The organism is Streptomyces sp. NPDC027189, from assembly GCF_055566975.1.
The window spans coordinates 1-26,625 of record NZ_JBVHRI010000054.1 but is presented as its reverse complement, the minus strand read 5'-3'; the positions used below and the strand labels follow the sequence as shown (position 1 = coordinate 26,625).

General features: G+C 67.8%; 28 protein-coding genes, 5 pseudogenes and 2 CRISPR repeat arrays. Of the genes and pseudogenes, 17 read left to right on the top strand and 16 right to left on the bottom strand.

The features are described 5' to 3' along the window. From ACZ4RZ_RS49010 to ACZ4RZ_RS49000, 3 genes are all read right to left on the bottom strand, one after another. Positions 1 to 344: transposase (locus ACZ4RZ_RS49010; protein ID WP_467754143.1), on the bottom strand; the 344-nt coding region annotated here is incomplete at its 3' end. Between the two features lie 256 nt (positions 345 to 600). Beyond that, positions 601 to 1,199: direct repeats of the CRISPR family, unit length 28 nt; unit sequence GGACCATCCCCGCACGCGCGGGGAGCAG. Between the two features lie 242 nt (positions 1,200 to 1,441). Continuing rightward, positions 1,442 to 1,615 carry a hypothetical protein gene (locus ACZ4RZ_RS49005; protein ID WP_467754142.1) on the bottom strand — a complete coding sequence of 58 codons (174 nt, stop codon included), beginning with the start codon at positions 1,613 to 1,615 and terminating at the stop codon, positions 1,442 to 1,444. 94 nt (positions 1,616 to 1,709) lie between these two features. Continuing rightward, on the bottom strand, positions 1,710 to 2,510 hold the full coding sequence (locus ACZ4RZ_RS49000; protein ID WP_467754141.1) for a hypothetical protein: 801 nt from the start codon (positions 2,508 to 2,510) through the stop codon (positions 1,710 to 1,712). Between the two features lie 412 nt (positions 2,511 to 2,922). On the opposite strand from ACZ4RZ_RS49000, the gene cas2e reads away from it, so the two are divergent. Both cas2e and ACZ4RZ_RS48990 read left to right on the top strand, forming a co-directional pair. Then, the gene (cas2e, locus tag ACZ4RZ_RS48995) at positions 2,923 to 3,273 is read left to right on the top strand and encodes a type I-E CRISPR-associated endoribonuclease Cas2e (protein ID WP_467754139.1); all 351 of its coding nucleotides are present in this window, start codon (positions 2,923 to 2,925) and stop codon (positions 3,271 to 3,273) included. Between the two features lie 88 nt (positions 3,274 to 3,361). Continuing rightward, a CRISPR array of direct repeats spans positions 3,362 to 4,183; the repeat unit is 29 nt; unit sequence GTGCTCCCCGCGCCCGCGGGGATGGTCCC. Between the two features lie 166 nt (positions 4,184 to 4,349). Continuing rightward, positions 4,350 to 5,998: pseudogene (locus ACZ4RZ_RS48990) on the top strand (IS1182 family transposase). 41 nt (positions 5,999 to 6,039) lie between these two features. Here the strand turns inward: ACZ4RZ_RS48990 and ACZ4RZ_RS48985 are convergent. Next, a pseudogene (locus tag ACZ4RZ_RS48985) lies at positions 6,040 to 6,288 on the bottom strand (transposase); the annotation flags it as partial. Here ACZ4RZ_RS48985 and ACZ4RZ_RS48980 point away from each other — a divergent pair. The 4 genes from ACZ4RZ_RS48980 (at position 6,226) to ACZ4RZ_RS48965 (ending at position 8,878) form a co-directional block, all read left to right on the top strand. Then, positions 6,226 to 6,846 carry an alpha/beta hydrolase gene (locus tag ACZ4RZ_RS48980; protein WP_467754145.1) on the top strand — a complete coding sequence of 207 codons (621 nt, stop codon included), beginning with the start codon at positions 6,226 to 6,228 and terminating at the stop codon, positions 6,844 to 6,846. The pseudogene ACZ4RZ_RS48985 and the gene ACZ4RZ_RS48980 overlap by 63 nt on opposite strands. After that, the gene (locus ACZ4RZ_RS48975) at positions 6,843 to 7,202 is read left to right on the top strand and encodes a hypothetical protein (protein ID WP_467754138.1); all 360 of its coding nucleotides are present in this window, start codon (positions 6,843 to 6,845) and stop codon (positions 7,200 to 7,202) included. Before ACZ4RZ_RS48980 ends, ACZ4RZ_RS48975 begins: the two co-directional genes overlap by 4 nt. Positions 7,203 to 7,284: 82 nt before the next feature. Further along, complete coding sequence (locus ACZ4RZ_RS48970; protein ID WP_467754136.1) at positions 7,285 to 7,917, top strand: RNA polymerase sigma factor; 633 nt, start codon at positions 7,285 to 7,287, stop codon at positions 7,915 to 7,917. Continuing rightward, positions 7,910 to 8,878, top strand: coding sequence for a CU044_5270 family protein (locus tag ACZ4RZ_RS48965; protein WP_467754134.1), 969 nt, complete (start codon positions 7,910 to 7,912; stop codon positions 8,876 to 8,878). Before ACZ4RZ_RS48970 ends, ACZ4RZ_RS48965 begins: the two co-directional genes overlap by 8 nt. Before the next feature lie 4 nt (positions 8,879 to 8,882). Here ACZ4RZ_RS48965 and ACZ4RZ_RS48960 read toward each other — a convergent pair. After that, a pseudogene (locus ACZ4RZ_RS48960) lies at positions 8,883 to 9,032 on the bottom strand (endonuclease/exonuclease/phosphatase family protein); the annotation flags it as partial. A 246-nt stretch (positions 9,033 to 9,278) separates the two neighbouring features. On the opposite strand from ACZ4RZ_RS48960, the gene ACZ4RZ_RS48955 reads away from it, so the two are divergent. Continuing rightward, positions 9,279 to 9,545, top strand: a complete 267-nt coding sequence (locus tag ACZ4RZ_RS48955; protein WP_467754133.1) for a hypothetical protein — start codon at positions 9,279 to 9,281, stop codon at positions 9,543 to 9,545. A 127-nt stretch (positions 9,546 to 9,672) separates the two neighbouring features. Here the strand turns inward: ACZ4RZ_RS48955 and ACZ4RZ_RS48950 are convergent, their stop codons facing one another. The 5 genes and pseudogenes from ACZ4RZ_RS48950 to ACZ4RZ_RS48930 form a co-directional block, all read right to left on the bottom strand. Further along, positions 9,673 to 9,861, bottom strand: coding sequence for a hypothetical protein (locus ACZ4RZ_RS48950; RefSeq protein ID WP_467754146.1), 189 nt, complete (start codon positions 9,859 to 9,861; stop codon positions 9,673 to 9,675). A gap of 197 nt (positions 9,862 to 10,058) precedes the next feature. After that, positions 10,059 to 10,172, bottom strand: a pseudogene (locus tag ACZ4RZ_RS48945) (transcriptional regulator); the annotation flags it as partial. 543 nt (positions 10,173 to 10,715) lie between these two features. After that, positions 10,716 to 11,585, bottom strand: a complete 870-nt coding sequence (locus tag ACZ4RZ_RS48940) for a PhzF family phenazine biosynthesis protein (RefSeq protein ID WP_467754132.1) — start codon at positions 11,583 to 11,585, stop codon at positions 10,716 to 10,718. A gap of 110 nt (positions 11,586 to 11,695) precedes the next feature. Beyond that, positions 11,696 to 12,007, bottom strand: coding sequence for an EthD family reductase (locus tag ACZ4RZ_RS48935; RefSeq protein WP_467754131.1), 312 nt, complete (start codon positions 12,005 to 12,007; stop codon positions 11,696 to 11,698). 78 nt (positions 12,008 to 12,085) lie between these two features. Continuing rightward, complete coding sequence (locus ACZ4RZ_RS48930) at positions 12,086 to 12,232, bottom strand: hypothetical protein (protein WP_327286445.1); 147 nt, start codon at positions 12,230 to 12,232, stop codon at positions 12,086 to 12,088. Between the two features lie 206 nt (positions 12,233 to 12,438). Between ACZ4RZ_RS48930 and ACZ4RZ_RS48925 the strand changes: the two genes are divergently transcribed. After that, complete coding sequence (locus tag ACZ4RZ_RS48925) at positions 12,439 to 13,341, top strand: LysR family transcriptional regulator (protein WP_467754130.1); 903 nt, start codon at positions 12,439 to 12,441, stop codon at positions 13,339 to 13,341. Between the two features lie 11 nt (positions 13,342 to 13,352). Here ACZ4RZ_RS48925 and ACZ4RZ_RS48920 read toward each other — a convergent pair whose 3' ends face one another. Further along, on the bottom strand, positions 13,353 to 13,697 hold the full coding sequence (locus ACZ4RZ_RS48920) for a hypothetical protein (RefSeq protein ID WP_467754129.1): 345 nt from the start codon (positions 13,695 to 13,697) through the stop codon (positions 13,353 to 13,355). Next, positions 13,694 to 14,698: pseudogene (locus ACZ4RZ_RS48915) on the bottom strand (Tn3 family transposase); the annotation flags it as partial. The gene ACZ4RZ_RS48920 and the pseudogene ACZ4RZ_RS48915, both read right to left, overlap by 4 nt. 286 nt (positions 14,699 to 14,984) lie before the next feature. On the opposite strand from ACZ4RZ_RS48915, the gene ACZ4RZ_RS48910 reads away from it, so the two are divergent. The 3 genes from ACZ4RZ_RS48910 (at position 14,985) to ACZ4RZ_RS48900 (ending at position 16,854) form a co-directional block, all read left to right on the top strand. Further along, positions 14,985 to 15,437: a hypothetical protein gene (locus ACZ4RZ_RS48910; protein WP_467754128.1), complete on the top strand. Its 453-nt coding sequence runs from the start codon at positions 14,985 to 14,987 to the stop codon at positions 15,435 to 15,437. 470 nt (positions 15,438 to 15,907) lie between these two features. After that, positions 15,908 to 16,423: a hypothetical protein gene (locus ACZ4RZ_RS48905; RefSeq protein ID WP_467754126.1), complete on the top strand. Its 516-nt coding sequence runs from the start codon at positions 15,908 to 15,910 to the stop codon at positions 16,421 to 16,423. An 86-nt stretch (positions 16,424 to 16,509) separates the two neighbouring features. Next, on the top strand, positions 16,510 to 16,854 hold the full coding sequence (locus ACZ4RZ_RS48900; protein ID WP_467754125.1) for a hypothetical protein: 345 nt from the start codon (positions 16,510 to 16,512) through the stop codon (positions 16,852 to 16,854). 48 nt (positions 16,855 to 16,902) lie between these two features. Here the strand turns inward: ACZ4RZ_RS48900 and ACZ4RZ_RS48895 are convergent, their stop codons facing one another. Continuing rightward, on the bottom strand, positions 16,903 to 17,055 hold the full coding sequence (locus tag ACZ4RZ_RS48895; protein WP_467754123.1) for a hypothetical protein: 153 nt from the start codon (positions 17,053 to 17,055) through the stop codon (positions 16,903 to 16,905). 353 nt (positions 17,056 to 17,408) lie between these two features. Between ACZ4RZ_RS48895 and ACZ4RZ_RS48890 the strand changes: the two genes are divergently transcribed. Beyond that, positions 17,409 to 18,098 carry a hypothetical protein gene (locus ACZ4RZ_RS48890; RefSeq protein WP_467754144.1) on the top strand — a complete coding sequence of 230 codons (690 nt, stop codon included), beginning with the start codon at positions 17,409 to 17,411 and terminating at the stop codon, positions 18,096 to 18,098. 184 nt (positions 18,099 to 18,282) lie between these two features. Here the strand turns inward: ACZ4RZ_RS48890 and ACZ4RZ_RS48885 are convergent, their stop codons facing one another. After that, entirely contained in the window at positions 18,283 to 18,483 is a 201-nt protein-coding gene (locus ACZ4RZ_RS48885) for a DUF4190 domain-containing protein (protein WP_467754122.1), read from the bottom strand. Here ACZ4RZ_RS48885 and ACZ4RZ_RS48880 point away from each other — a divergent pair, their 5' ends adjacent. Together ACZ4RZ_RS48880 and ACZ4RZ_RS48875 are read left to right on the top strand one after the other, a co-directional pair. Further along, positions 18,484 to 18,621, top strand: a complete 138-nt coding sequence (locus ACZ4RZ_RS48880) for a hypothetical protein (protein WP_467754121.1) — start codon at positions 18,484 to 18,486, stop codon at positions 18,619 to 18,621. A 241-nt stretch (positions 18,622 to 18,862) separates the two neighbouring features. After that, on the top strand, positions 18,863 to 19,165 hold the full coding sequence (locus tag ACZ4RZ_RS48875) for a hypothetical protein (protein WP_467754120.1): 303 nt from the start codon (positions 18,863 to 18,865) through the stop codon (positions 19,163 to 19,165). A 69-nt stretch (positions 19,166 to 19,234) separates the two neighbouring features. Here the strand turns inward: ACZ4RZ_RS48875 and ACZ4RZ_RS48870 are convergent, their stop codons facing one another. Further along, positions 19,235 to 19,717, bottom strand: coding sequence for a WapI family immunity protein (locus ACZ4RZ_RS48870; protein ID WP_467754119.1), 483 nt, complete (start codon positions 19,715 to 19,717; stop codon positions 19,235 to 19,237). 300 nt (positions 19,718 to 20,017) lie between these two features. Between ACZ4RZ_RS48870 and ACZ4RZ_RS48865 the strand changes: the two genes are divergently transcribed. Beyond that, positions 20,018 to 20,269, top strand: a complete 252-nt coding sequence (locus ACZ4RZ_RS48865; protein ID WP_467754118.1) for a hypothetical protein — start codon at positions 20,018 to 20,020, stop codon at positions 20,267 to 20,269. Positions 20,270 to 20,525: 256 nt separating this feature from the next. On the opposite strand, the gene ACZ4RZ_RS48860 is transcribed toward ACZ4RZ_RS48865, so the two are convergent. Beyond that, complete coding sequence (locus ACZ4RZ_RS48860) at positions 20,526 to 22,010, bottom strand: hypothetical protein (protein ID WP_467754116.1); 1,485 nt, start codon at positions 22,008 to 22,010, stop codon at positions 20,526 to 20,528. 513 nt (positions 22,011 to 22,523) lie between these two features. Here ACZ4RZ_RS48860 and dnaE point away from each other — a divergent pair. Further along, a complete protein-coding gene (gene dnaE, locus ACZ4RZ_RS48855) occupies positions 22,524 to 26,114 on the top strand; it encodes a DNA polymerase III subunit alpha (protein ID WP_467754115.1) in 3,591 nt (1,196 codons plus the stop codon). Beyond that, a complete protein-coding gene (locus ACZ4RZ_RS48850) occupies positions 26,111 to 26,461 on the top strand; it encodes a DUF6300 family protein (protein ID WP_467754114.1) in 351 nt (116 codons plus the stop codon). Before dnaE ends, ACZ4RZ_RS48850 begins: the two co-directional genes overlap by 4 nt. Positions 26,462 to 26,625 lie beyond the last annotated feature (164 nt).

Here is a 26,625-nt window from a genome sequence, read left to right as displayed (position 1 = left end):
CGGTCGCCGGAGTCATCGACCACCAGTACCCCGCCCGGGTGCGGGGCGGTGGCCGGGTCGGCCAGCAGCAGTTCCAGGCGGAGGGCGTTGACCGCTTCCTGGCTCCAGGTCGACTCGGACAGGAAGAACTGCAGCCGCTGCACTGCCGCATGCTGGGCACCGGCCACCGGTTCGGCGCCGGCCAGGCAAGTCAGCGTCTTGTTGCGGTCCCGGGGCAGCAGCAGCCCGGCCAGGTACTCGCGAAACCCCCGCCGTTGGGCCAGCGTCCCGAAGAGATCATCGAAGCGGACGGCGTACGCTTCCAGCGGACCTGGTGCGGGTGGACACGGCAGCCGCCTCGTCATCTCGGGCTCCCCAGGCCGTAGTTGACGCCTTCACCTAACGGCCTACTCCCACACAGACCCGCCGTCAACAAACCACCGCTAGCCACTGCGGGGCGGTGAGGTCCCGGACCTCCTCCAATCCAACAGTGGTCCGTGACAGCGGAGAGCCGGAGTCGGGGGGCTTCAGACCATCCCCCGCGCGCAGTAGGAGCCGGCAGCAGTGGGCCGCTGACGCAGGGAGCAGCGCAGGTCAGGTAGTTCGGCCCAGCGGCACACGGGATGATCCCCGCACGCGCGGGGAGCACTCCGAGCGCGTCATCGTCCGTGACCGGGTGCAGGGACCATCCCTGCACGCGCGGGGAGCAGTTGTCGTACTGGCCTCCGGCCTCGTAGACCTTGGGACCATCCCCGCACGCGCGGGGAGCAGGCGTGGGTGACCGTGTCGGAGTCGTGGCGGCCGGGACCATCCCCGCACGCGCGGGGAGCAGGAGTCGAACACCGCGCAGGCCGGAACTCTGTGGGGACCATCCCCGCACGCGCGGGGAGCAGGAGTCGAACACCGCGCAGGCCGGAACTCTGTGGGGACCATCCCCGCACGCGCGGGGAGCAGAGGTACCAGACGTCCCGGCCGTTGGGGCCCTGGGGACCATCCCCGCACGCGCGGGGGACCATCCCCGCACGCGCGGGGAGCAGTTGATCTCTTCTCTCAGGAGGGGTGTCGCACGTGGACCATCCCCGCACGCGCGGGGAGCAGGACACCGCGCCCGGCGCGATCCGTGCCGCCTCGGGACCATCCCCGCACGCGCGGGGAGCAGTCAGTACCAGAGCGTCCTTGGGGGGACACCATGGGACCATCCCCGCACGCGCGGGGAGCAGGCTGCGTCACCTGCGATTCTTCCGTGTCGGAGGCGCGCTTTTCTGCAGTTGCATCGAATCTGGCAAATGGGGCAACACACTACCTCGCCGACCTCGCGGGTCATGACCGGTCCGGCGGCCTGCCGCACGGCGGCGATGATGTGCTGGTAGTCCCACGGGAGCGAGTCCTCCTCCACTCCCGGTTTGCGGTGCGGGATCAGCATCACCGCCCGTCCGGCCACCTGCCCAGGCATCGGCCGGGCTTAGGCGCGTTCCTCGGCGAGCTGCCCGGTCATTCGTTCAAGGACGCGTTCGGCGACGGCGAGTTCGTCCCGCTCGGCCCGCACTTCCGCGAGCTGTTTGGCCAGCTGTTCTTCGAGTTCGTCCAGTTCCGCGCGCCGCGCGGTGATCCGTTCCAGCAGCTCGGGATCCAGCATGCACCGGATCGTAGAGGGCCATCCGGCCCCAGCGGGCAGGAACTGGAATGCGCTCGCGCTCCAGGGCTGGGAAAGGAGACAAGGCGGCTCGTCATCAGTGTGCCCAGGGCAGAGGAACCGCCTCGATTTCAGAGTCGCTCAGCAATGCGTTGATGAGGGCTGGTGAACCGGCGACCTTGGTGGCCCACAGGTCGTAATCGGTGCAAAGGACCCACGAGCGGTCGTCGGCCCAGAAGTTGGACGGACTGAAGTCTGCTTCGGACTGGTCGTACAGGATCTCGGAGTCGCCGAGCCGACCCTCACGCACGTGGAGGTTGTCGAAGTCGATGGCTCCGAGCGTCAGCGGGTTGTAGTAGGCCAGGCAGAGGGTGTCGGGACCCGCAGGGCTGTACTGGGTGAGGATGGCGATCAGCCGGTTCCAGGTCTCACGGTCCAGGCTCCCCTCGGTCGGCGGGATCATGCCCAGTGGCCAGCTGCCCTCCTTCTTGGCCGAGGGAAAGCAGCGGTAGGAGGGCATCAGGCCGTCAGGCACTATCGGGTCGCCGGTCCGCCGGGCAAGCTCGGTCCAGCGCAGCCGCCGCCAGCCAGGGCCGGGGTGCTGGCCACGGCCCAGACCTCCCCCCGTGGCGATGCTCACGGCGTCGAGGTCGATGCCCCCGACAATGTGGGGCTGGGTGCTCCCGTCGGCAAGACGTGCCTGGTGGTACTCGTCGTACGACACTTCGTGTGGCCCCTGCTCGTGCTCGTACATGGCGTTGAGCACCCACACCGCGTCAGGCATCGCCGGAGGCATGAACCCGGTTAGACCGTCGCCACACAGCTCCAGCAGCCAGTTGGTGGCCCCAGACGGCACGAGCGGCCACAGGTTAGGCATCGGGTTCGGTTCCTCGGACATCCGCTTATGGTCCCAGGTGCGAATCCGCCCTTCTGCGAGGGGCTGACATGACGCCGCCCCGAACCCCGCCGCCTGAGCCCGTCTCCAGGCACCTGGCTGGGATGACGAGACGTACCTCAAGAACCGACAAGCCGACCGCTGACTAACGATCTACACTCCAGACAACCGCCCACGACCAGCGCGAGCAAACCGAGAGTCGGTCACACCAGCCCTTTGACCTACTCGATCGCTGCGTCGATGACATCAAACGCCTCCTTCTGCCGGACACAGCGAAGCTCGAGGCCGAAGCCCCAGACCGTGTCACGCTCCAGAGCGATCGTGGCCTGCAGGTTCCTGCAGGCCACAACTACGCCAACGAAGGCGGAAACACGAACAGTTGCGGAGATGGAATCGTGAACACGGCGACGCTCTGGTGACCGTGATCGTCCTCACTAACTGCCCGCCTGGACTGCGAGGGTTCCTCACCCGGTGGCTTTTAGAGATTTCCGCCGGCGTCTTCATCGGAAATCCGTCCAACCGCGTTCGAGACGTGCTTTGGGACGAGATCCGGCAGTACGCCGACCAAGGACGGGTTCTGCTCGCTTACACCACCAACAATGAACAGGGTTTCACATTTCGCACCCATGACCATTCCTGGCACCCCGTCGAGCATGAGGGCTTGACGCTCATTCGGCGCCCGAAGATCACCAATTTGCCGAAGACGAACGCACCACAACCCGGTTGGAGCCGAGCATCCAAGCGCCGCAGGTTCGGAAAGAGTTAGCGATATGCCCGAATTGCAACTCATGCCTGATCCTTCGAAAGTCATGGAAAATCTGCTTCTGCGCTCATAAAGCAGCAGGTCGCGCAGTGTGCTCCCCGCGCCCGCGGGGATGGTCCCTGATCTTCCAGAGCCGCGACGTCCGCTACAACGTGCTCCCCGCGCCCGCGGGGATGGTCCCGGCTCCGGGCAGTCCGTTGACGGACGCACCAGGTGCTCCCCGCGCCCGCGGGGATGGTCCCATCAGCGGCGACGACCCATACATCCACCTCGCGTGCTCCCCGCGCCCGCGGGGATGGTCCCGGAGGCTGGCACAGAGGAGACTCCGCGGCCGCGTGCTCCCCGCGCCCGCGGGGATGGTCCCATCCGCAACGACGCCCTCAACCCCGAGCACCGGTGCTCCCCGCGCCCGCGGGGATGGTCCCGTCGAGATCTGGCTTGACGACAGCGAGGGCGAGTGCTCCCCGCGCCCGCGGGGATGGTCCCTCAGCGCGGATCTCGACGAGCCTGGCGTGCGTGTGCTCCCCGCGCCCGCGGGGATGGTCCCGTCACTCACGACGGACATCCGGCGCCTCTCGTGTGCTCCCCGCGCCCGCGGGGATGGTCCCCCGGGGGAACGCGGCGTTCCTCATGCCGGATGGTGCTCCCCGCGCCCGCGGGGATGGTCCCTCGTCCCGGGCGGCGAAGTAGCGGCGGATCAGGTGCTCCCCGCGCCCGCGGGGATGGTCCTCCGAAGGCGGACCTGGCGAGGATCGCGGTCCTGTGCTCCCCGCGCCCGCGTGGATGGTCCCGTCCGGCGAGCGGTCGTCGTCAGCGGACCAGAGTGCTCCCCGCGCCCGCGGGGATGGTCCCGACCCAACGACAGGAGAAACCCGATGACCACCGTGCTCCCCGCGCCCGCGTGGATGGTCCCTGCCATGCCCGCCGTACCCGGGCGGCGGGCATGGCACTGGTGAAGAAGGGTCATGTCCCGCGGGGGACACCGTTGGCGAATTCGGGCGGACGTCTGCTGGTGATCTGCCGACCGCGGGATGATGGCGTCGTTCGGTGTGCGGGGACACGAGCGTGAGGTGATCGGAGTGTCGCTGCATCCACGCGTTCCAGGCGAGGTTCCGGTTCAGACAGCCGAGGTGGCCCGGCTGGCGTTCCCGAAGGGCTGTCTGTGCATGCGGATCCGGGAAGTGATCGGGCCGCTCTTCGCCGACGAAGAATTCGTGGATCTGTTCCCCCGGCGTGGTCAACCCGCCTGGTCGCCACATCAGTTGGCGATGGTGTCGGTTCTGCAGTTCGTGGAGGGCCTGTCGGACCGCCAGGCGGCCGCCGCCGTGCGCGGGCGCATCGACTGGAAGCTTCTTCTGGGGCTGGACCTAACCGATCCCGGGTTCGACCATTCCGTGCTGAGCGAGTTCCGGGACCGTCTGATGGCCGACCGGGCGCCGCGGCGTCTGCTGGATTTGATCCTGGACCGGCTACGGGAGGCCGGGCTGCTGGCGCGGCCCGGCGGCCAGCGCACCGATTCCACACACGTCCTGGCCGCGGTGCGCCGGCTGGACCGGCTGGAAAACACCGCGGAACACCTGCGCGCCGCCCTGAACGCACTGGCCGCCGCGGCTCCCGACTGGCTGCTGCAGGCGGCGCCGGCCGACTGGTTCGACCGCTACCAGCGGTGCATCGAGGACTACCGGCTGCCGCGCGGGGAAGGCCCGCGCACGCAGTACATGGAGCAGACCGGTGAGGATGGAATACGGCTGCTGACAGCGGTATTCGCTCCCGGTGCCCCGTCATGGCTGCGGCAGATTCCGGCTGTTGAGGCCCTGCGCCTGTGCTGGATCCAGGAGTTCACCATCGCTGAGGACCGGGTGCGGATGCGCGGCCCGAAGGACATGCCGCCCTCCCGCGACCGCATCGCCTCCCCCTTCGACGGCGAGGCGCGCTACTGCATCAAGAACGCCACCGAATGGAGCGGCTACAAGGTCCACCTGACTGAGACCTGCGACGCCAACTACCCACACCTGATCACGCACGTCGTCACCACCGAGGCCACCGTCACCGACGTCGAGATGACCGAGACGATCCACGTTGCTCTCGACCAGGCCGGGCTGCTGGCCGACGAGCATTTCGTCGACCGCGGCTACGTCAACGCCAAACTGCTGGCCACCAGCGTCAGCAGCCACGGCGTCGAACTGACCGGACCGATCCGTGAAGACATCACCTGGCAGGGCAAGGCCGACGAAGGCTTCGCCATCGACGCTTCCTCATCGACTGGGACGCCCACACAGCTGTCTGCCCCCAAGAACACCGTAGTGTCCGCTGGAAACCCCACCAGCAGCAGCGGCCCGGCTACTGGCAGACCAACGTGTTCTTCGATCGCCACGACTGCACCGTCTGCCCAGTACGGTCGAAGTGCACCCGCTCGACAACCGAGCCACGCAAACTTGCCCTGGCCCCACGCGAGGAAAACGACGCGATCCGCGCCAGGCGCCATTTACAGCAAACCGACCAGTGGCAGCGGCACTACACCACCCGCGCCGGCGTCGAGGGCACCATCGCTCAAGGGTTACGCCGCTGCGGCCTGCGCAGAAGCCGCTACATCGGCTTGAACAAGACCCGCCTTCAACACATGCTCACCGCTGCTGCTCTCAACCTCATACGAACCGATGCCTGGCTGACTGGGACCCCACTCGCCGACACCCGCACCTCCCGCTTCAGCCGCCTGCGCCCCGCATAGACACCGCCGAATTCGCCAACAGTGTCCGCGGGGTGGTGTAGTCACGGCAGCTGGTTCGGTTCCGGTTGTGGAGTGATCTGCGGTTCGGGTGCGGTTGGCTTGGTGGTGAAGAGCTCGGCCATGGAGGCTTCCGATAGGTAGCGGCGGTCGAAGACCTGCCATTCGTCGTGAAGTTCGGCCAGAACCGCGGCCGCGAGCCGGTCCAGGGCGGCGGGGTTGGCAAAGACCTGGACCACGTCGGCCCGCCGTTTGATCTCCCGGTTCAGCCGCTCCAGCGGGTTGGTACGCCACCGTCGGCCACGAGCTGCGAGCGCTGCGAGCAGGTCTTCGTCGCCGGCCTCTCGACGGGCGGGGCGCTGGCCCTGCGGCTGGCCGCCAAGCACGAGGACGCGGTCAGCGGCGTCCTGCTCGTCAGCCCCGGCAACATGGTGCACGGCCTCGCCGCCAAGCGCTCCCGGTCGCGCTACCTGGTCCGTACCGCCCCCGGCATCGTCAAGGACGGCCCCGACGAGGTCGGCTACGTCCGGGTGCCGTTGCACGCCGCCCACTCGCTGCGGCAGTTCTTCGACGTCGTCGACAGCGAGTTGCCGCAGGTCACGCAGCCGCTGCTGCTGCTCCACAGCCGCACCGGCCATGTCGTACCGCCGGTGGACTCCGCCCGGGTGCCGAGCCGGGTCTCGTCGGTGGACGTCACCGAGGTGCTGCTGGACCGCAGCTATCACGTGGCCACCCTCGACCACGACGCGGAGCGGATCTTCGCGGACTCGTACGCTTTGATCAGCAGGCTGGCGCCGGGCAAGGGCGCAGCCCCCGAAGATGCGGACCGGAAGGGAACTGCGGCGACGTGACGGATCGTAACCCCGACCGGGAGGAGAGCCGGGACCCGCTCGACGAGGAAGCGATCTGGGCGCAGATCGTGGCTTCGTACGGCGAGGAGCCGGCCGATCCGCCACGCGCGGAGGCGGACGGCCCGGCCGATGGCTGGCCGGCCCGGGAGATCGAGGACCCCGATCCGGAAAAGGGCCTCGACAACCTGGAGAAGAGCCTCGACGGCCTGGAGAAGGACGTCGACCGCGACTGGGCCGGGCTGGTCGGCATCGGCGGCTTCCTGGGCGGCTTCGCCACGCTGGTGGCGCGGATGCGGCCCGGCGGGGACGAGGACGACGAACTGCCGGGAGGCGGGGCAGTCGCCGAGGGGGTCTGAGGGAACCGCTTCGGCGCGATGGGCGAAGGACAGGTGAAAGCCCAAGTATTCGAGCATCGTCCCTTGGACGAGAGGAGCCCCGATGACCGTCGGACCAGGCGTCGGCATCGGCACCGCGCGTGCCGATGCGGAGAGCGACGCCTCAGTGATCGCGCGGTCCCGGGATGAGCCCGAGGCGTTCGCCGCGCTCTTCGACCGGCACGCCGACGCCGTGCACCGCTATGCGGCCCGCCGCCTCGGCGGCGAGGTCGCCGATGACCTCATGGCGGAGACCTTCACCACCGCGTTCCAGCAGCGGCATCGCTACGACCCGGCCCGCGGCGCGGGCGCCGACGCCCGGCCCTGGCTGTTCGGCATAGCGACCAACCTGGTCGGCCGGCACCGGCGGGCTGAGGCCCGCCGGTTCAAGGCCATGGCCCGGGTCCCGGCCCTCGCCGACCACGACGAGCCGCTGGCCGACCGGGCCGCGGACCGGGTGGTGGCGCGGGCCGTACGCCGCGAGCTGGCGGCGGCGCTGGCCGCGCTGCCCGCTCGGCACCGGGACGTGCTGCTGCTGGTGGCCTGGGGTGGTCTCGGCTACGAGGAGGCGGCCCAGGCCCTCGGTATCCCCGTGGGCACGGTCAGATCACGGCTGCACCGGGCTCGCAGCAAGCTGCGCGAAGCATTGGGCGGATCCGATCCGACGGCACTGCGAGAGGTATCCGACCATGAATGACGAACTCGAACTCTTGAGGGAGTGGGACGCGGACGCGGCCCCGCTCACCGGTCCGGCCCGGGACCAGGCCCGGCACCAGCTGCTCAACGCGATGGCCCACGCGGACCAGCGCACCGGCACCGGCCCCAGTCGCCGCCATGCACTGCGCCTCGCGGCGGCCGCGGTGGTCGCCACGGCGGTTACGGGGACGGCGGTGCTGATCGGCACGGACGGCTCTGGCGAGGGCGGCGCACCGGGCACGAGCACCCCGCGGATGGAGAACGCCGCCGCGACGGTGCTGAACGGGGCGGCGGCGTGGGAGCGCGAGCAGGAGAAGGAGCCGGTGGCGCCGCGCGACGACCAGTTCATCTACTCGAAGCGGATCATCAAGGAGACGGAGCAGAAGACCGGCAAGGTCAAGACCTACACCGACGAGATGTGGGACTCGGTGGACGTCTCCAAGCGCTCCTTGACCATGGAACTGGGCCGCGAGATGTGGGAGGAGCCCGCGGGGAAGGGCGGCGGGGTGTGGCCACCCCGGAAGTGGAGCGAGCTGAAGAAGCTGCCCCAAGACCCGGAGAAGCTCATCTCGGCCATCATCTCCCTCGGCAGGTCCGACGACCGGTCGATCAGCGATCTCGCCAAGTTCGATCGGTTCCAGGCCTACTTCCTGCTCGGCGAGCTCCTGAAGAACCCGGTGCTGCCCCAGGGACTGCGCCCCGCGGCGTACGAGGCGCTGGCCCTTGTGCCCGGCGTCAAGACGATCCCGGGAGTGAAGGACTCCGCCGGGCGGACCGGGGTGGGGATCGCCTATACCGAGCGCGGGTCCTACGAAGGCACGTACCTGATCTTCGACCCGGCGTCGTATGAATTCCTGGGCTTCCGCGACGAGCGGACCTCGGCTTCCGGGAAGAAGAAGTACATCCAGCTGTCGCACGTAGTGGACTGGGGGATCGTCGACCGGGTGAAGCAGCGCCCGTAGGCCGCTATCCCGCGGCCGGGACCCGCAGGGCCGCCGGCACCGGCAGATGGTCGCCGGCGGCCCTGAGGTCTGCCTCCGGGAGGTCAGTGGGGATGCCGCAGCCGAGGACCTCGCCGCCCGGCGTCGCGAACACCGCGTCGATACGGCGGTCCGGGGCTGAAACGGCATGTCGCTGACGCTGTCAGGGACAAAGAGCCCCAGCTCAGCACGGCATTGGCCGGTCGGTGAAGCAGGAACCTGTAAGCCGGGCGACCGGCCGAACCCCTGATAGGGGAATCCCAGTCCCTTTGCGGCTGGGATGACGATGACAACCGGTGTGATGGTGCCCACGGGCCACGGCCACGGCTGGGCTGGCGGGCGACCGTCATCCGCTCTGGTCGGCATCTGCCAGGATGGGGGCATGGTGGGAGAGACGAAGACGCACGATGAACGGCTCCGGGACCTGGAGGCGTCGGCGTTCCGTACGGGGCGCACCCTGGCCGAGCATGGTGAGCAGCTCGGAGAGATCCGCGAGCAGCAGGCCACGGCGTTCGGGAACATCGACTCACTCGCCAACGCCGTCGGCGCTCCGGGCGAGCGCACGATCACGCAACGGTTGGATGGCATCGAGCGGGTTCTGTTCGCTCTGGCCCGGGCCCAGGGAATCGACCCCGACACTCTGGCGTGAGCAGGCCGGTGTCTCCGTCTCCAGTCGAGATCAGCAGGCAGTGGCCATGGCGTGCCTCCGCTGGCGGATGGCGCGTCGCCGGTCACCGTTCCCTTGCTTGAGCCCGGGCCGTACGGCGGATCCGGTGTCACGCCGCTGAACCCCACCAGAATCCCCGGGCGCAATCTGGCGCTTTGGCTTCCTCCAGGCGGACGTTGAGGTGGATGCCGTCGGCCCACACGAGCACCGGGGCGCGCATGCCCCGGCGGGCGCAGTCGCGCAGCAGGTCGGCCCAGGACTCCCCCGACTCGCGGTAGGCCTGCGTCCTGGTCCTCATCGGGGTCCGCGCCGACGGCTCCAAGGAACTGGTCGCCCTCAAGGACGGCTCCGTTGGAACGACTGCGGTCCCGAACACCCGCCGCGTTCGGGACCGCAGCCGTATGTGTGCTGGTCAGTGGCGCTCAGGAAGGCCAGAATGGGACCGCCCGCATCCGCCAGACCATCTCCTGCCGCAGGGCTGCTATGCGGTGAAGCAGTGCAGTACTCGTACTGACCCCACTGCGAACCGAGGTCGACGATCGTGTCCTCCCACGCGTCGTCCAGGCCCTGGTAGTCGCCGACCACCCAAGCGGCGACGATGCGGTCCCATCAGTGTTTGGACAAACGGTGGCGGGACCGCATCAGATCGGCCCGCACATCGTCGTGGGGCCGGGTCTTCCCGGGCGGCCTCCTGCTCGACGGCCGACACCACACCGCGGGCAGTTCGTCCAAGTGCGGAGTTTCGCCAGCCGCCGGGCATCGCGCTTGTCGGTCTTGACCCGGTCCCCGGACGGCCGCTCCATCTTCGACGGAGCCACCACCACACGCCGGACGCCGATCTCGTCCGGGGCCCGGGCCAGCACGAAGCCAGACGAGGCGCTCGAACACTTCGCCGTCTCGTAGTCCCGCGCCCCGGCCGTGGTGGAGCGGGCGTGGCCATCCAGGCCGACCGAAAACCGCTCGGAAAACATCCGGTGCCTCCCGGTAATTGCGGCACTACCCCCGCTGCCCGGACATCGTTGGACGTCGCCACCCGTTCGATGGAGCAGGAGTCACCCAGTTGGCGCAACGCGGCGTCGTGATTCGTGGTCGGACCTGCAAGGCCCCGAAGTCCTAGCCCAGACACGAGAAGAGGACGGTCTAGTTGTCGCCTCAGTGTCCGTCGCGGACCACCGCTAACCCGCCGACCCGGGTCGTGATGCCTGCCGGCCCGCGTCGGGCCGAAGCGAGCACGCTGGCCGGTCGACCGAGGCTGTCACCCTGCTCCACCTCGATCGCGACCGTCTGTGCCCCTGTCGTGTCGAGCAGGTGGGCGGCCAGGCAGCCGGTGCTGTTGGCGTTGGCGACGTCCTCGTCGACACCGATCACCGGCGCGAACATCCGCGCCGCCCCCGGTCGGTCGCCCACCGGCGGTGCGTACACGAAACAGCCGAGGAGCCCGTACCGCTGGCACGCCGCTGTCAGCCTGCCGAGGTGTGGGTGGACTCGGAGCAGCGCCGACCGGTCGTGGACCGGTACCAGCATGCGTGGTGCGCCGGGCGCGGCGATCCGTGGCGCGTCGGTCGGATGCGGGTCGTCCGCGGTGAGCCCGAGCGCGGCGACGATCGCGGCGCGCTCGTCCGGTGCCGGGTGACGCAGCGCGACGAGGCCCTGGTCGAACCACACCTCGATGCCGGCGGGGCGGCGGATCGCGACGGTGTCGAACGTGCGCCCGCCGGTGTGTTGGCGGTCGTTCAGCTCGCCCAGCGCGGTGCGGGTCAACCGGACGGCCTGCGCGGCAACGGTGCCGTGGCCGCAGCCGGACAGTTCGGCGGTGGCGGTGAAGAACCGGACCGGCCAGCCACCGTCCGGCGTCCGCCCCGGGCCGAGGAACGCCGCGTGCGAGGTGCCGGCCGCAGCAGCGACCGCACGCCGGTCCGCGTCCGTCGCCGCCGGGTCGTCGTCGGTGACGGCCGTGGGGCTGCCGCCCCGGCCGTCGCGCCGCACGCACGCATCAACCACCGTGACATCCGGCCAGGACATCGGCCCACCTTTGACGCTCAACGAACCGGCAACCGCGAACGGCGTTCCGCCGATAGCCGGACCTGGCCGCAACGGCCGACCGAACGCGTCCCGGAGCGTACCGTCCTGCCTCAGCCGGTGCCGTCCTGCACCGGATAGTGGATGATGACCGCACCGCCGGTGGCGTAGTTGGCGACATCGGCGGCCACCCGCTGGCCTTGCGGCGACTCCCGCGCCGCGGCCATGGCGGCGGCGTCAGCGAAGTCGCCTTCGAAGACCGCGAAATACGGCGCTTCTCCCTTGGTCGCCGCCACGTCGAAGCTGTAGCGCCACGCAAGCAGGCCGGGCCAATTCATGACCAGTGGAAGGTGGTTGGTCACGTAGTAGTCGCGGAAGTGGTCAGGGTCGGCGGGCTTGGAATACAGGACCACCAACTTATGCATGACGACCTCCGTCCAGAGACGAGACCGTAACACTCCGGGTGACCTGGGAGCTCCTGCTAAGAACTGCCGCCGACCTCGCTAGGTGCGGAGCATCGGGATCTGGGTGAGGACGGAGGTGGTTTCGAGGAGCGCGTGGGAGTCGGTGGCCAGCCACAGCGGGAGGTCGCCGACGAAGGCTACGACATCGGGGAGGGCCCGGGTGGGTCGGGTCGCGCCAGAATCCATAGTCGAGCACACCGGGCTCGGTGGCCGCGACCTTCGCGAGAGCCGTGAGGGCGGACTCGAAATCGGCGGTGTGCGTGAGTGCGATGTCCAGTACTGCGGTCAGTTGAATCGTCATATGCGCAGGTTAGGGCTTGATGTGCGGTCGAGGGAAAGACCGGTACGGGATAGGCTCAGAACGGATCGTTATCAATCGGCAGGGAGGGCACGTGGCGCCGGATACGGTGAGCCTGCGGTACTTCCTGGTGCTGGCGCAGGAGTTGAACTTCACCCGCGCGGCCGCACGGATCGGTATCGCACAGCCCGCACTCAGCGCCCGGATGCGCCGATTGGAGGCGGAACTCGGTACGGCCCTGCTGGTCCGCAACACGCGTAGCGTCGTATTGACCACGGCCGGTGCGGCTTTGGCGGAGTCCGCGCCGCCCGCGCTGGCGGCGCTGGACCGGGCATGGGACACCGCCCGGAGCGCGGCGGCCGGTGAACTGGGCACGCTGCGCATCGGATACAGCCTCAGCGCCGGGGCCGAGACGGCACCGGCCCTGGTGGACAGGCTGATTCGCGGCAACAGCGGACTCGAGGTCGGCGCGGTCCCGATGGCGACACCGGAGATCTCCCCCGCGGTCGCCGACGGCCGCATCGATGCCGGGATCACCCGCGGTGAACAGCCGGGCCGTGGCGTGCGCCGGTTCCTGCTGCGGCGTGAGCGCATCGGGGTCCAGCTGGCGCAGCACCATCCGCTGGCCGAACACCCGGAGATCGAGATCGCCGACGCGGCCGCGTATTCGCTGCGGCTCCCGGACCGTGCGGCCAACCCCGTGATCCACGATCAGCTGTCCGCACTGTTCCGAGACACCCGACCACACCCCCGATTCCACACGCCCGCAGTCTCTTTCGACATGTCTCAGCGCGACCTGCGCGACAGGGTCACCCTCGCCCCGGCCGGAGAAGCCGCGGTCACGGCATCACCGGCCGGTCTCACCTGGCGACCGCTGCGGGGCGCGCCCAGCCTGACGATCCACCTGGTCCTCCCACGCGAGCAGTCGCCACTACACCGCCGCATCCGTGCCGTCGCCAAAACCCTGGCGCACGAGCTGCACTGGCTGCCGGACTGACGCGCAAGAGGTCAAGCGAGACGGACGTCTGCGGTGGCGAGGCCGAAGACCTTGCGCCGGGCGGCCGTGGTGACGGCGAACTCGTGTTCGGTCGGCGCGAATCGGGCCACCGCGTCGACCTCGCGCACCACGATCGCCGGATTGTGCGGGCGCCCGGTGTTCCGCAGGACCTCGCGGGTGTCGTTGTACATCGTGATGAGCACGCCTCCGGCGAACGTCAGCTGGTCCTCCTCCAGGTCCGCGAGGTGCTCGACGATCGCGGTGCGGTCGCGTGCGACGTAGGCGCGCGTCAGGTCGAGGGCGCGCCACGCGGCCCCGTTCATCCGGGGGTCGGTGCGGTCGGCGAAGTCCTTCATCGTGGCTCCGCGGTCGATCGAGCGGAGGGGGTAGTGCGGGGGTGGGGCACGGCAGTGGGCAGCCCCAGGTCGAGGCGCTTGTCCATGTCGAGGCGGAACGTTCCGTACGGGTTGACGTTGGACCAGAGCAGGGCGGTCAGGCCGCGCCGGTCCTCGCCGGTGAGCTTCTTCGCCCACGCTGGCTCGGCCAGGACCTGCTGCACCAGCAGGGTGTTGACGTGCACGAGCGCGGACTGGAGCAGGTGCAGGGCGAGCATCGACGTCTCGGCGTGCTCCTTGTCCGGGCCGGTCAGGGCGCCGACCTTGCCGTAGTGGAGCACCGTGTTCGCGCTGTTCCAGTTCTCCACGACCTGGAGCCCGCCGTGGATCTCGCGGCGCAGGCCGGGGTGGGCGAGGTAGTCGCAGGCGAAGATCGTGCGCACGGCGCGGCCGAGTTCCTCAAGTGCCTGATAGGTGGGGTGCTTGGGGCCTCCGCGGGTGAAACGCCGCAGCACTTTCTCGGCCTCCGCCGTCCCGAGGCGGAGCGCGGTCGCGTACTTCACCATCTGGTCGTACTGCTGCTCGATCAGCTCCCAGCGGATCGGCCGCGTCAGCGAGGCGCCGAGTGCCGGCCAGCCCGGCGGGGTGTCATCCGGGCGGTACAGGCGGATGCTGCCGATGTTCTTCAAGCGGGGCAGCAGCCGGAACTTGAGCAGCTTGGTGAACGCGAAGCCGACCACGGAGGCGCCGTGCGTGTCGACGTAGTTCGCCTCGATCTCGGCGTCCGTGCAGTGCCGCAGCAGTCCCTCGATCATCGCCGCGACCTCGGACGACGAACACGACTTCAGCTGGGAGTAGATGCAGACGTTCTTCCGCTCCACGTGCCAGTAGATCATCACGCCGTTGCCGCCGTAGCGGGCGTGGTACTCGGTCATGAAGTTGCTGGACCAGGAGCCGAACTTCTTCGAGTCCGACGCGCACGCCGTTCCGCGGCCCCACCACTCGGTATCGCGGGCGGCGAAGGTGCCGTACCTGACATGGTGGGGGGATGGTGGTGGCGAGCCGCAGCACCCGTGACGATGTCCCAATCCAGTCCTCAGAAAAGCTTTCAGCCAGAACTGTTGAAGAGGGCCGTTTTCATGAGAGCACGGACTTCCAGGCGTTTGACGACAGACCTGTCCGGGGTCAGGCTGGAGAGTAGTAGTGATACCTGAGGGTCGCCGCGACTGGCGATTGGGCGGTGCTACGGGCGGAAAGCCGGATCAGCCACCGTGAGGTGTGACGCGGTCGCCCTGACAGGAGGCGGCAATGGAATCACCCGATGTTCGGTATGCGGAATACTTGGGGCTGGAGAAGATATTTTCTGCGGGCTACAGCGTCACCCCGGAGAATGGCCACTCTCCACAAATTGCCGATGAAAGTCACTTCAAGCGTGTGCACATTAAATCGGAGCTCGATCTGCAGCAGGTCCTGGATGATCTGCACGCCGCAACTCTGCATGTGAAAGATGGCCGGTATGCCCAGGCGGCAATACACCTGGGCCGAACGTCATGCCTACTCGGCGAGCTGGCCGACCACGTAGATCTCTTGCAGTACCCCTATTTGACTCCGGAACGCTTCGCGAAGTTCCGGGGGGGGCGTTGGGCAATGCCAGCGGAGCCGAATCTCATCGAGCAGGGGAGCTGCGAAGGTGGCTGGCCCTTGGCCCAGCTGGATCAAATACTCGAAGTCCACTCTATGAAGCATTTAAAGAGAGGTTGAAGACTGAGGGCCTAGGCGTAGCTGAACTTCTTAATGAGCCGGATCTGAACCCCGGTCTTTATGATGTCCTTCATGGCCTCAGAGACATTGCCGACGGATGGATGACTTGGGCCTGGCGACATCCTCAAGTAGCGTTTCAGATGATAGGTGGGAGTCCGGGGACTGGAAAGACATCCGGGGTCGCCTATCTTGACCAAAGGATGGAGGAGCATCCTTTCCCCGAGCTATTCCCTGCAGGTCTCTAGACCGACAGGCCCTCGCCTCGGCGCTGATCCGGCCCACCGGGCGCTGAAGGCAGGTCAGTCGCTCGGCCGTCCGGAACGTGACTGTCACTCCAGACCGGGTCGACGATTCGTCGACCTCACCGTTCAAGGCGGTTACGGTTATCTGCTCTAGCCCAGAGCGTCATCCCGTGGTCCGCGGGCGAGGTAGGCCGTCCGGAACGCGGCTGTCAGCGCCGCCTGTTATGCGTGGCAGATCGTCACGGAGCGTACAGACGCCGGTTTTCGTTCCAATGTATCGACCCCCAGGTCATCCGCACCCTCGCCGTACGCCGCCCCGCGGCCGCCAACGAACCCACCTGGATCCGCACCGCCGCCCTCGCCGCCCTCGTCGGCGCCACCGGCCGCACCGTCAGCGAGCTCGCCGAGCTCGACGTCAGCAACCTCCACCTCCAGCAGCGGCCTCCCGTCCTCATGCTCGAAGACGGGCCCGAGGAGCTCGACGAGGACACCGTGCGCACCTTGCGGCGGTGGCTGCGCCAACGCGCCGCCATCACCGCCAGCCTGGAAGGCACCGACCCCGGGTACCTGTGGATCCCCACCAAGGAGCCCGGCCACCCCCGCCGCCGGCCGGAGGAAACCATCCCCCCGCTCGGCGCCCGCCGCGCCCACGTGCGCACCCTCCACGCCGCACACCGCCGCCTGGCCCTCAGCGTCCTCGGCCACCCGCTACGCCTCGGCGAACTGCGGCCGCCGGTCGCATAGCCCGGCTAGGCTCGCCGCATGGCCGACACCACGTACGTCCCACGCCGCGAGCCGACGCTGGAGAAGGAAGGTCAGGAGCCGGCCACATGAGCGAGGCAGCCTGGAGCCCGCTCGGCCCCGCCGGGCACAACGTGCGGCGCAATGTCCGGCGCCTCAGAGAGCAGCGCCGATGGTCTTACAGAGAAATGGAGGAACGCCTCGCACGAGTGGGCCGCACGATCCCCGTACTCGGGCTGAGCGCGATCGACACCGGGGAACGACACGTCGACGTTGACGATCTCGTCGCGCTGGCAGCGGTCTTCGACCTAGGCATAGAGGAGCTGCTACAGCCGCCCGCAGACTGCAAGACCTGCCACGGCGCGCCGCCAGCTGGCTTCATGTGTATGGAGTGCGAGACCAGCGGGATACCCGAACACGCGCCCACCGCATAACGAAGGCCCCGCCCGGACAACCGGAGCGGGGCCTCACCACGTCGCGGGTCAGTACTCGCCCGACGCCTTCAACTCATCCGTCACCGCGTCCACACGCTCCGGGCAGTACGCCCGCGTCCCCAGCAACACCAGCTGGTAGGCGTCCGCCTTCTTCGTACCCCAGTCCTGCCCGATCGGATACAGGCCCCCGTCGCCGAGCATCCACTCGACACTGTGCCCCGCATCGAGAGCCGCGCACCACTCTCGGCGCGTTGCTCGTAGGGATCCAGGTGCGCTTTCGTGCCGGGTTCGCCTACGTGGCCGGGGAACTGCCGGACGAAGAGGAACCGCTGACGCTGTGCCGCCTGCGCTTCACCGGCGTCCTGCACACCTGGGGCTTCGCCCTCCACCTCGCCAGCCGCGGCAAGTGCGACGACAACTTCCTGCCCACCGGACTGCCCTTCGGATCCCTCGAAGACGCTCTGGACTGCGCCTGCGGCTTCTACCTCGGCGACCCCAAGCCCTGCCCAACACCCCTCCACGAACGTCTGCGGAGCTTCACTAGGATCTTCGGCATGGCGAAGCGCAAGGTGCAGCGGCGGGCGCGGAAGATCCTGGGCGAGGAACCCGTGGCCTTGGTCTGGTGTGAGATCCACAAGCCCATCCCCATACCGCCCAAGGACGTTCACCGTGCCGCGGGCAAGGGACGCCTGAAATCGCGCCACCACTGGTTGTGGTACGCCGGGGCCGTGGTGTTCTTCTTCGTGGTCGTGCCGATGATCCTGATCGACAAACTCGGCCGCAAGCTGGACCAACTGCTGTCGGGACGGAGCCGCGGCCGTCAGACCGGACAGCCACGGACTCCACCCGACGCACAGCGCTCCAGCCGTGGCCACGCCCCTGAGAGCGATCGCAGGCAGGATCCGACCAACGGCGTCTTCGACGGGGACTGGAACCTGACGGCCGGCCAGCTGCTGTTGCGCTGGTACGGCCACTCGCCCAACCCCAAGCGCCTGGTCATGCTGGCCCGTGACCGCATCTGCGTGGCCGCCTCCCCTCGCCGCCGACTGTCGCCGACCAAGGCCGACGACTTCCGGACCGTCACGGAGTTCGCCCTCGACCAGGCCCGTATCGAGGGCGAGGCGGGCCAGCCGCGCGGGTACGCCACCTTCCGGCTCTGCTTTGCCGACGGTTCCTGGCTGGAGGTGGGCCGACTGGGCGAGCCGGAAGACGCCGATCACTTTCTGCGCACGGTCAGCGGCTGATCAACCCTTCCAGCCCGCCACGGCCGCTCAGCCCTCTTCTTTCCTCGTCACCCTCGAAGACCCCGGCCTCGTCGACGACCTTCGGGACCCCGCTCAAGACCGGATGATCACGCCGAACCCCCCTCCACGAACTTCTGCGGGGCAGCACTAACGAAGCGCCGGATTGGTCTTCGGTCCGCGTAGCTCAGCTCGCGGAGTTGACCAGGAACGCGAGTCCTGCCAACAGTCCGGCGTAGACCAACACCAGCAGCAAGCTACAGAAGATCAGCAGCCAGCCGGTCACGATGCCGAGCAGGGCCAGGCCGCGGTCGCGACCGCCCAGGCGCTTGCCACGACGTCGGCCGAGGTGCCCGGCCGGGATGGCGACAAGACCGAACACGAACACGTGTACCAGCTGCCGTACATCAGCCAGAACATCGGCGTCGCGAAGATGGCCACGATCAGGCTGACACCCAGAATGGCCGCCCAGATGCTGATCCGAGCGGGCGTGTTGCGGGCCTCGGCTGCCGACGCGGCTGCCTGATGAGTGCTACTGGTCACGATGAATCTCCCCGTCTGGCTCGGCAAGCCACTCTACGAGCGACAAGTCGTCGGCTGAGCAGCTTCATGCCGGGAACTCCGCGCTGGACGTCAAGCGGGTGACCGTGTTCCACCCGGCACTCATCCGCCCGCTTCCCATCACCCTGCCGCCGTTCCCCGGCGAGTGCGAAGCGTCCTAGACGACGGCCTTCATCCTCGGCCTCGACGCCGGAAGCTCGTGGAGCATGCTCACCGGATTCCAGGAATGGCTCGTCGTCCGACTCGGCACGGGACACGACCTGACCTGGCCCGTTCTCGTCCGCCACCTCGCCCCCGGAGGCTGGACCCACCCGCTCTCCGCACAGACCGGTGTTGCAGCCGTGACTACGCTCTACCAGCTCGGGGAATTCTTCACCACACGAGAACAGCCGGACGGCCTTGCCCGGATCTTCCGGACCTACCAGTCCTGGGCGATCACCCAGGACTGGTATCACCTCGAAGACCCGGCGAAGTTGCTGGGCTCACGCGAGGACCTACGGCCTGACTAACCCGTCGAATTTCGATCGAGGAGCCGCAGACCACATCCAGTCCATCGTCTCCTGCTGAGTTGATACTGATCAGCGGGTGGGGAACGAAGCCAGAGCAAGATCCCACTGGTCAGCTGCGCGAAGCAGGGCGGCTATATCTACCTGGGCCTCGACGAAGTACTGGTAGATGTCTGCCCCGTTTTCACCCTGCTGCCATGGGGGTGCCGCTTCCATGGACAGGTGCACACGAATCACTGCACCGTCCTCGCTCCGGTCGGCGAGGCTGAAGGCCAGGACCGGCTCGACGAACCACGTGTCCGGGGACAGCGAGCCATCGGCATCAGGTCCGGTCACCGCGATCGTCCCCGCCGCCACCGCGCGCAGCCAATCGGACACCTGGCGGGCTTCATCGATCAGCAGACAAGGATCAGTGAAAGCCCAGATGCCCTTCGGAGTCGTCACCGAGCCACCGATGACCAGCCAGTTGTCATCGTATGAGTCGCCGCGGACGGCGGAGAACTGGTACCGCAACGGGCAGAGTTCGACACTGCTTGCCTGATCACCCAAGAGCATTACCAAAGGGTGTCACGGACCCCCTCGACGCTGCACAGGCCCTCACAACACGTCCGCACAACCCCATGGGCGAGCTGGGCACGGCGGGCCGTTTGACATCCAACTCAGTCGCTCCAGGTCAGGGCGCCGCTCTGGACAAACTTCCTTGTCAAAGGACATCCACGGCGAGGACGGCTGTGACGGTGCGACGGCAGCCGGGAATGGCGGGCCCTCGGCTCGAGGGCGGACACGCAGGTACCGTCGCTCATATGGACCAGAACGGTACCCCGGTGTCCGGGTTCGACCCGGAGCAGTACGCGCGTGTCGAAAAGGCCGCCGACGTCGTGGGCAAGCCCCCAGGTCTTCGTCCGTGACGCCGCACTCGCGGCCGCCGACGACCCGTTCATCAAGGCCCTCGGTGACGCCGAAGACCGTGTCGGGCGCCTGGCGGAGGTCTTCGGCACCCAGGACACCCGAGCGGCCGGTGACGACAGCACGACCTGGCCCGACCCTGCGCCGATGAGCAGCCGCGATCTGCACGAGATCGAGCACCACGGCCACGCCGCGCGGTGAACCGAAGGGCAACAGGTTCACCCAGCAGTGCGGGTGGCTGACGGCCTATTGGGCCGGCGACGCGACCGTGGGGCTGCGGGCGGCGGTGCGCACGGCGATGGGGTTCCGACACGGAATCCTGATGCCCCGGCTGCCGACGGCCGCCGCGATGCCGGCCACGGTAGCCCGGACGGAGGTCAGCGAGGCCTGACGGCACGCTGGCCGGAGGCGCACGGCCACGGGATACCGCACGCCTTCATCCGGCCGTACGCCGCCCCTAGGAAGAAACGTGAGGGCTCGTCAGCGCGGCTCCGAAGTAGCCCTTGGTGTTACGGACGGTGATGCCGGCGCTCTTGCCGCACAGGTTGACCGACCCGCTCAGGACGGGCCCGGAGGCCGAGCCGCGGGCGATCCACAGGCAGCCGTCGCTGTTCTCCCTGGGCACGCCGACGACTGTCTCGGCCTTGCCGTCCTTGTTGAGGTCAGTGAGGTGGACGGCTGCGCCGAACAGGTCGCCGTCCTCTGCGGTGCCGGGTACGCCCGCCGTGTTCTGGGTGTATCCGACCGCCTTGGCTGTGGTCAGGCCGGTTGCGGAGCCGCGCAGCAGGACGGCTGTACCGGCGTACACGCGCGTGCCGACCGCCTCGCTGGGAGAGCCGACGAGGACGTCGGCGTATCCGTCGGCGTTGACGTCACCGACGCTGAGCGACTGGCCGAACTGGTCGCCATTCTCTGCGGTGCCAGGGACGCCCGCCGTGTCCTGGTGGAAGACTTTTGGCCGCTGGTCGGTGGTGATGCCTTGTGCACTGCCGTAGAGGACCTGGATTTCGCCGCCGCGGTGTGCGGCGCCGGTCGCGTTCAGGAGGGAGTCGTCGTCCGCGATGCCGGTGACCAGGTCACCGTAGCCGTCGCCGTTGATGTCGCCGATCTGGCCGGTGTGGCCGTCGGCGTACGGGAGTTTGGTGGGCCAGTTGGCGGAGCCGTCCTCGTTGGGGGGTCCGTTGTCGACGTGCACCGGCCCGCGGAGGTCGCCGTCCGTGGGCCCGGGCAGCCAGAAACGCTCGGCCATGCCGTCGCCGTTGACGTCGCCCATCACCACGCCGCGCGTCTCGCCGACGCGCCATTCCCGGTAGTTGGAGGCGGCCTTGCCGGTGCGGGTGAAGGGCCCGCTGTAGGAGGCACCCTCGCAGCGCGAGCCGATACCCACCTCCGGGGCGCCGTCGCCGTCCATGTCGCCCGTGGCCAGGGACATCCCGAAGCCGCAGTACGTCCTGCCGTCCCCGTATCCGGCGGGCGGGGAAATGCTCGACCCGCCCTGCAGCCCACTGGCCCCGCCCCACACGACGGTCACGGAGCCTCGGGAGTTCTTGCCGCCGACGGCCTCGTCCGGGGTGCCCACGAGCAGATCCGCGTATCCGTCCCGGTCCAGGTCGGCGCTGGCGACCGTCGTGCCGAAGGCGTCCCATTCCTCGGGGTCACCGGGGATCCCGGAAGTCGCTTGCGTGATGACCGTCCGGCGTGTGGTGCTCACCGATGACGCCGCCCCGTACAGGACGACGACGGCGCCGGCTTCCTCCACGCTGCCGTTGGCAGCGTAGGGCGCGCCCACCACCAGGTCTCGGTAGCCGTCACCGTTGAAGTCGTCTTGGACAGCGGCGGTGTTGGCCCCCTTGTAAGGGGCAGTTGCCGAAGCCGTCGCCGGACTGAGGGTGACGGCGAGGAGGGAGGCGAGCACGGCCGCGGCCGTGACTGCTCTGTGCAACGGAACTCCTTGGCGGGGCGGCGGGGACCGCAGAGTGACGACAGTGACGGAGCCTGAAACTCAGTCGCCCCACTGGACACACGAAAGCCCCTGAAGGTTGTGCGTGACTACCTACCCTCGCCCCAGGACGTGAGCACAACGCCGGATTCAGGCGACGAGGAAAACTTCATTCCCGCTTGCCACCGCCAGCACCGAGGAGTCCGGCGAGAACGCAATCGCTTGAACAGGGCCAGTTTCATTGACGAATCCGGAGAGCGGGCCACGGCCGCTTGCAGCGCGTGTCTGGGCAGCCTGCGGGTGGTCTCTTCCAGCGGTTGGTTGTTGGAACGGACTATCGGCAGCGGCCGAGTGGCTGTGACGTCGGGGGACTCGAGGACAACTTTGTGTAGTTCTCTGAGGTCATCGCTCCTCCCGTCTGTGGATCTCGAACTCGGGCCTCTGAGCTGGCGGTTTGGGGCACGTGCGAGCGCTAGGGTGGCTGCTTCCCAGGACAGCCTCGGAGGTGCCTTCCCGGTGGCCGACAGCTTTGTGCACCTGCACAACCACACCGAATACTCGATGCTGGACGGGGCTCAGCGGCTCAAGCCAATGTTCGCCGAGGTCGAGCGTCAGGGCATGCCCGCCATCGCGATGTCCGATCACGGCAACATGTTCGGTGCGTACGAGTTCCAGCAGGTGGCCAAAGGCTTCCAGGGTGTAAAGCCGATCATCGGGATCGAGGCGTACGTCGCCCCGTCCTCGCGCCGGAACCGCAAGCAGGAGTTCTGGGGCCCCGGCGGCGTCAGGGCGATGTCGGACGACGGTGAGGGCTCGAAGGACGTCAGTGGCGGTGGCCGTTTCACCCATATGACGATGTGGGCGCAGAACGTCACGGGCCTGCAGAACTTGTTCTATCTGTCGACGGAAGCGTCGTACACGGGTCAGTTCCCGGCCGGCAAGCCGCGCATGGACATGGAGCTGATCTCCGAGCACGCCGAGGGGATCATCGGGACGACCGGCTGCCCTTCGGGCGCGATCCAGACCAGGCTGCGACTGAACCAGTACGACGAGGCCCGGGAGATCGCAGGCCAGTACCAGGACATCCTCGGCAGGGAGAACTACTTCCTGGAGCTGATGGACCACGGCCTGGACCTGGAGCGCAACGTCCGCGGGGACCTGCTGCGTCTGGCGAAGGAACTCGCCATCCCGCTGCTGGCCACCAACGATGCGCACTACGTCCTCGAAGAGCACGCGGACGCGCACGACAACCTGCTGTGCATCGGCGTGGGCAAGAACAAGGACGCCCCGGGCCGGTTCAAGTTCAACGGCACCGATTACTACCTCAAGACCGCCGCCCAGATGCGGGAGCTCTTCTCCGAGATCCCCGAGGCGTGCGACAACACTCTGCTGATCGCGGAGCGCATCGAGTCGTACGAGTCGGTCTTCGAGAACGTCGACGAGATGCCGAACTTCCCCGGTGTTCCCGAGGGCGAGACGCAGGAGTCCTGGCTGCGCAAGGAGTGTCTCAAGGGCCTCGCTATGCGCTACGGCGCCCCGATCCCGGCCGAGGTTCTGGAGCGGTTCGAGACCGAGATGAAGGTCATCGGCCCGATGAACTTCTCCAGCTACTTCCTCGTCGTCGCTGACATCTGCCAGTACGCCCGTGACCAGAAGATCCCTGTCGGTCCGGGCCGTGGATCGGCGACCGGCTCGATCGTCGCGTACGCCACGAGGATCACCGAGCTGTGCCCGCTGGAGCACGGTCTCCTCTTCGAGCGGTTCCTGAACCCCGAGCGCATCAACCCGCCGGATGTCGACCTCGACTTCGACGACCGTCACCGTGACCGGATGGTGCGCTACGTCGTCGACAAGTACGGCGACGACTACACCGCCATGGTGAACACCTTCGGCAAGCTCAAGGCCAAGAACGCGATCAAGGACACGTCGCGGCTCTTGGGCTACCCGTTCTCGCACGGTGAGCGGATCACGAAGGCTCTGCCCGGCGATGTGATGGGCAAGTCCATCCCGATCAGCGGGATCTTCGACGAGAGCCACCCCCGTTACGGGGAGGCCGGCGAGATCCGGGCACTGTACGAGAACGAGCCGGACGTCAAGCGGGTCATTGATGGCGCCAAGGGCGTCGAGGGCCTGATCCGTAACACCGGCGTTCACGCGGCCGCGGTCATCCTGTCGAAGACCCGTCTCACCGACCGTATTCCGCTTCACATGCGCGCCAAGGACGGCGTCAAGATCACCGGCTTTGACTACCCCAGTTGTGAGGACATGGGGCTGGTCAAGATGGACTTCCTGGGGCTTCGGAACCTGGGCGTGATCGACCACGCGATCCAGAACATCCGGGAAAACCGCGGCATCAACATCACCACCGACACGGTCCCGCAGGACGGCGCCCAGCCAATCCCGCTGGACGACACCACCACCTTCCAACTCCTGGCCCGCGGCGACACCTTCGGTGTGTTCCAGCTCGACGGCGGCGGCATGCGCACCCTGCTGAAGCTCATGGAGCCCTCCCGGTTCGAAGACATCGCGGCCGCCCTCGCCCTGTACCGGCCGGGCCCCATGGCGGCCAACGCGCACACCAACTATGCGCACCGCAAAACCGGACGTCAGGCAATCGAGCCGATCCACCCCGAGCTGAAGGACGCCCTGGAAGGAATCCTCGGCAACACCTTCCACCTGCTCATCTACCAAGAGCAGATCATGGCCATCGCCCGGCAGCTCGCCGGGTACACCCTGGGTGGCGCCGACCTGCTGCGGCGGGCGATGGGTAAGAAGAAGCCCGAGGTGCTGGCCGCGGAGTGGGACAAGTTCTCCGACGGCATGATGAACAAGAACGGCTATTCCGAGGAGTCGACCAAGGCTCTGTGGGACGTCATGCTCCCGTTCTCGGGCTACGCGTTCAACAAGTCCCACACTGCTGGATACGGGCTCGTCTCGTACTGGACCGCCTACTTGAAGGCGAATTACCCGGCCGAGTACATGGCCGCGCTCCTCACCTCCGTGGGGGACGACAAGGACAAGGCCGCGATCTACCTGGCAGACGCCCGGAAACTGGGTGTCCAGGTGCTCCAGCCGGATATCAACGAGTCCGTCGCCGACTTCACCGCCATCGGCGACGACGTACGGTTCGGTCTCCGCTCCGTACGCAACGTCGGCGAAGGCGTCATCGAGTCCCTGGTGGCTTCCCGTAAGTCCAAGGGCAAGTACACCTCCTTCCCCGACTTCCTCGACAAGGCCGACATCGGCGCCCTCAACAAGCGGGCTGTCGAATCACTGATCAAGGCCGGCGCCTTCGACTCTCTCCAGCACACCCGCAAGGGGCTGTCGGCCGTGCACGAGGACGCCATCGACGCGATCATCCCGGTGAAGAAGCAGGCCGCGATCGGGCAGGACGACCTGTTCGGCGATCTCGGTGGCGACAGCGATGAGCCGGCCTTCGGCCTGGACTTCCCCATCGACGACAGCGAGTGGCCGCGCAAGCAACTGCTGTCCGCAGAGCGCGAGATGCTCGGCCTCTACGTCTCGGCGCACCCGCTGGACGGCACCGAGCACATCCTGTCCCGCAACCGGGACACCACTATCAGCGAACTCCTCGGCTCAGGCCGCACAGAAGGTGTCGTGCAGCTGTCCGGCCTCATCACCAGTGTGGACCGCCGGATGACCAAGCAGGGAAACCCCTGGGCGATCATCAACCTCGCGGACCGTGACGGCGAGATGGAGATCCTGTTCTTCCCGGCCACCTACACCCTCGTCCAGCACGCCCTGATCCCCGACTCCGTCGTCTCCGTCCAGGGACGCCTCAACGACCGTGACGGGGCGGTCAGTATCTTCGGGCAGGAGATTCAGGTGCTTGATGTCTCCTCGGCGGAGAGCGGTGGCCGGCCACCGGTCATGCTGTCGTTCCCCGCCCACAAGATCAACGAGCCGACGGTCGCCAAGTTGAAGCGCATCCTCACCACGCACAAGGGCGAGAGCCCGGTACGGATGCGGGTCCATACGCCCGCGGAAACCGTCTTGTACGAGCTGGGTTTCCTGGTGGACCCCGCCTCGCTCGCTTCCGACATCAAGGTGACCTTCGGCCCGGACATCTGGATGGGCGTGGCGTGAGCGATCAGGAAGAGGAGATTGTTCTCCAGCTCGCGGATCCGCTGAACTGTCCGCCGTGTGGAGGGCCGGGGCTGTTCCTGGCCCAGTTCGCGCACTCGTGGAAGAACGCCCGCGGCGAGGACGTCCACGGCTTTCGCGAAGCGGTCTTGTGCCCCGAGTGCGACGGCGGCGGGCCGGCCGCCGATGAGCTGCTCGCGCTGTTCGCTGCGGACGACCAGTTTGGGTTGTCGAACGTCGCAGCGTTTGGCGGGCTCGTCGCAGCATGGGTGGAGTCCGTACGCCATCGGGAGGTCGACATGGCGCTGCTGGACGGGGAAGAGCAACGTTGGCGGGACGAAGACCTCTAAGGACTCCTAAGTGGCTGTGGTCGCTCCGAATCTGAGGGCGGCGTTTTCGCTGGTCAGCAGTCCAGCGCACCTTCGGTGCGCGCCGGGGGCACGGTAAATCCTGGCGCGCGCTGGGGGTGCTTCTGTCTGCCCCTGACAAGGGGCAGTTCCCGCTCGGGATCATG

What these genes read in the sequence shown, in the direction of transcription:
- ACZ4RZ_RS48910 (WP_467754128.1), top strand. Translation starts at nt 14,985, where the DNA reads ATGGAATCACCCGATGTTCGGTATGCGGAATACTTGGGGCTGGAGAAG.
- ACZ4RZ_RS48940 (WP_467754132.1), bottom strand. Translation starts at nt 11,585, where the DNA reads ATGTCCTGGCCGGATGTCACGGTGGTTGATGCGTGCGTGCGGCGCGAC.
- ACZ4RZ_RS48955 (WP_467754133.1), top strand. Translation starts at nt 9,279, where the DNA reads ATGGTGGGAGAGACGAAGACGCACGATGAACGGCTCCGGGACCTGGAG.
- ACZ4RZ_RS48970 (WP_467754136.1), top strand. Translation starts at nt 7,285, where the DNA reads ATGACCGTCGGACCAGGCGTCGGCATCGGCACCGCGCGTGCCGATGCG.
- ACZ4RZ_RS48935 (WP_467754131.1), bottom strand. Translation starts at nt 12,007, where the DNA reads ATGCATAAGTTGGTGGTCCTGTATTCCAAGCCCGCCGACCCTGACCAC.
- ACZ4RZ_RS49005 (WP_467754142.1), bottom strand. Translation starts at nt 1,615, where the DNA reads ATGCTGGATCCCGAGCTGCTGGAACGGATCACCGCGCGGCGCGCGGAA.
- ACZ4RZ_RS48895 (WP_467754123.1), bottom strand. Translation starts at nt 17,055, where the DNA reads ATGCTCGGCGACGGGGGCCTGTATCCGATCGGGCAGGACTGGGGTACG.
- ACZ4RZ_RS48930 (WP_327286445.1), bottom strand. Translation starts at nt 12,232, where the DNA reads ATGGATTCTGGCGCGACCCGACCCACCCGGGCCCTCCCCGATGTCGTA.
- ACZ4RZ_RS48900 (WP_467754125.1), top strand. Translation starts at nt 16,510, where the DNA reads ATGAGCGAGGCAGCCTGGAGCCCGCTCGGCCCCGCCGGGCACAACGTG.
- ACZ4RZ_RS48950 (WP_467754146.1), bottom strand. Translation starts at nt 9,861, where the DNA reads ATGAGGACCAGGACGCAGGCCTACCGCGAGTCGGGGGAGTCCTGGGCC.
- ACZ4RZ_RS48920 (WP_467754129.1), bottom strand. Translation starts at nt 13,697, where the DNA reads ATGAAGGACTTCGCCGACCGCACCGACCCCCGGATGAACGGGGCCGCG.
- ACZ4RZ_RS48875 (WP_467754120.1), top strand. Translation starts at nt 18,863, where the DNA reads ATGCTCACCGGATTCCAGGAATGGCTCGTCGTCCGACTCGGCACGGGA.
- ACZ4RZ_RS49000 (WP_467754141.1), bottom strand. Translation starts at nt 2,510, where the DNA reads ATGTCCGAGGAACCGAACCCGATGCCTAACCTGTGGCCGCTCGTGCCG.
- ACZ4RZ_RS48890 (WP_467754144.1), top strand. Translation starts at nt 17,409, where the DNA reads ATGGCGAAGCGCAAGGTGCAGCGGCGGGCGCGGAAGATCCTGGGCGAG.
- ACZ4RZ_RS48870 (WP_467754119.1), bottom strand. Translation starts at nt 19,717, where the DNA reads ATGCTCTTGGGTGATCAGGCAAGCAGTGTCGAACTCTGCCCGTTGCGG.
- ACZ4RZ_RS48965 (WP_467754134.1), top strand. Translation starts at nt 7,910, where the DNA reads ATGAATGACGAACTCGAACTCTTGAGGGAGTGGGACGCGGACGCGGCC.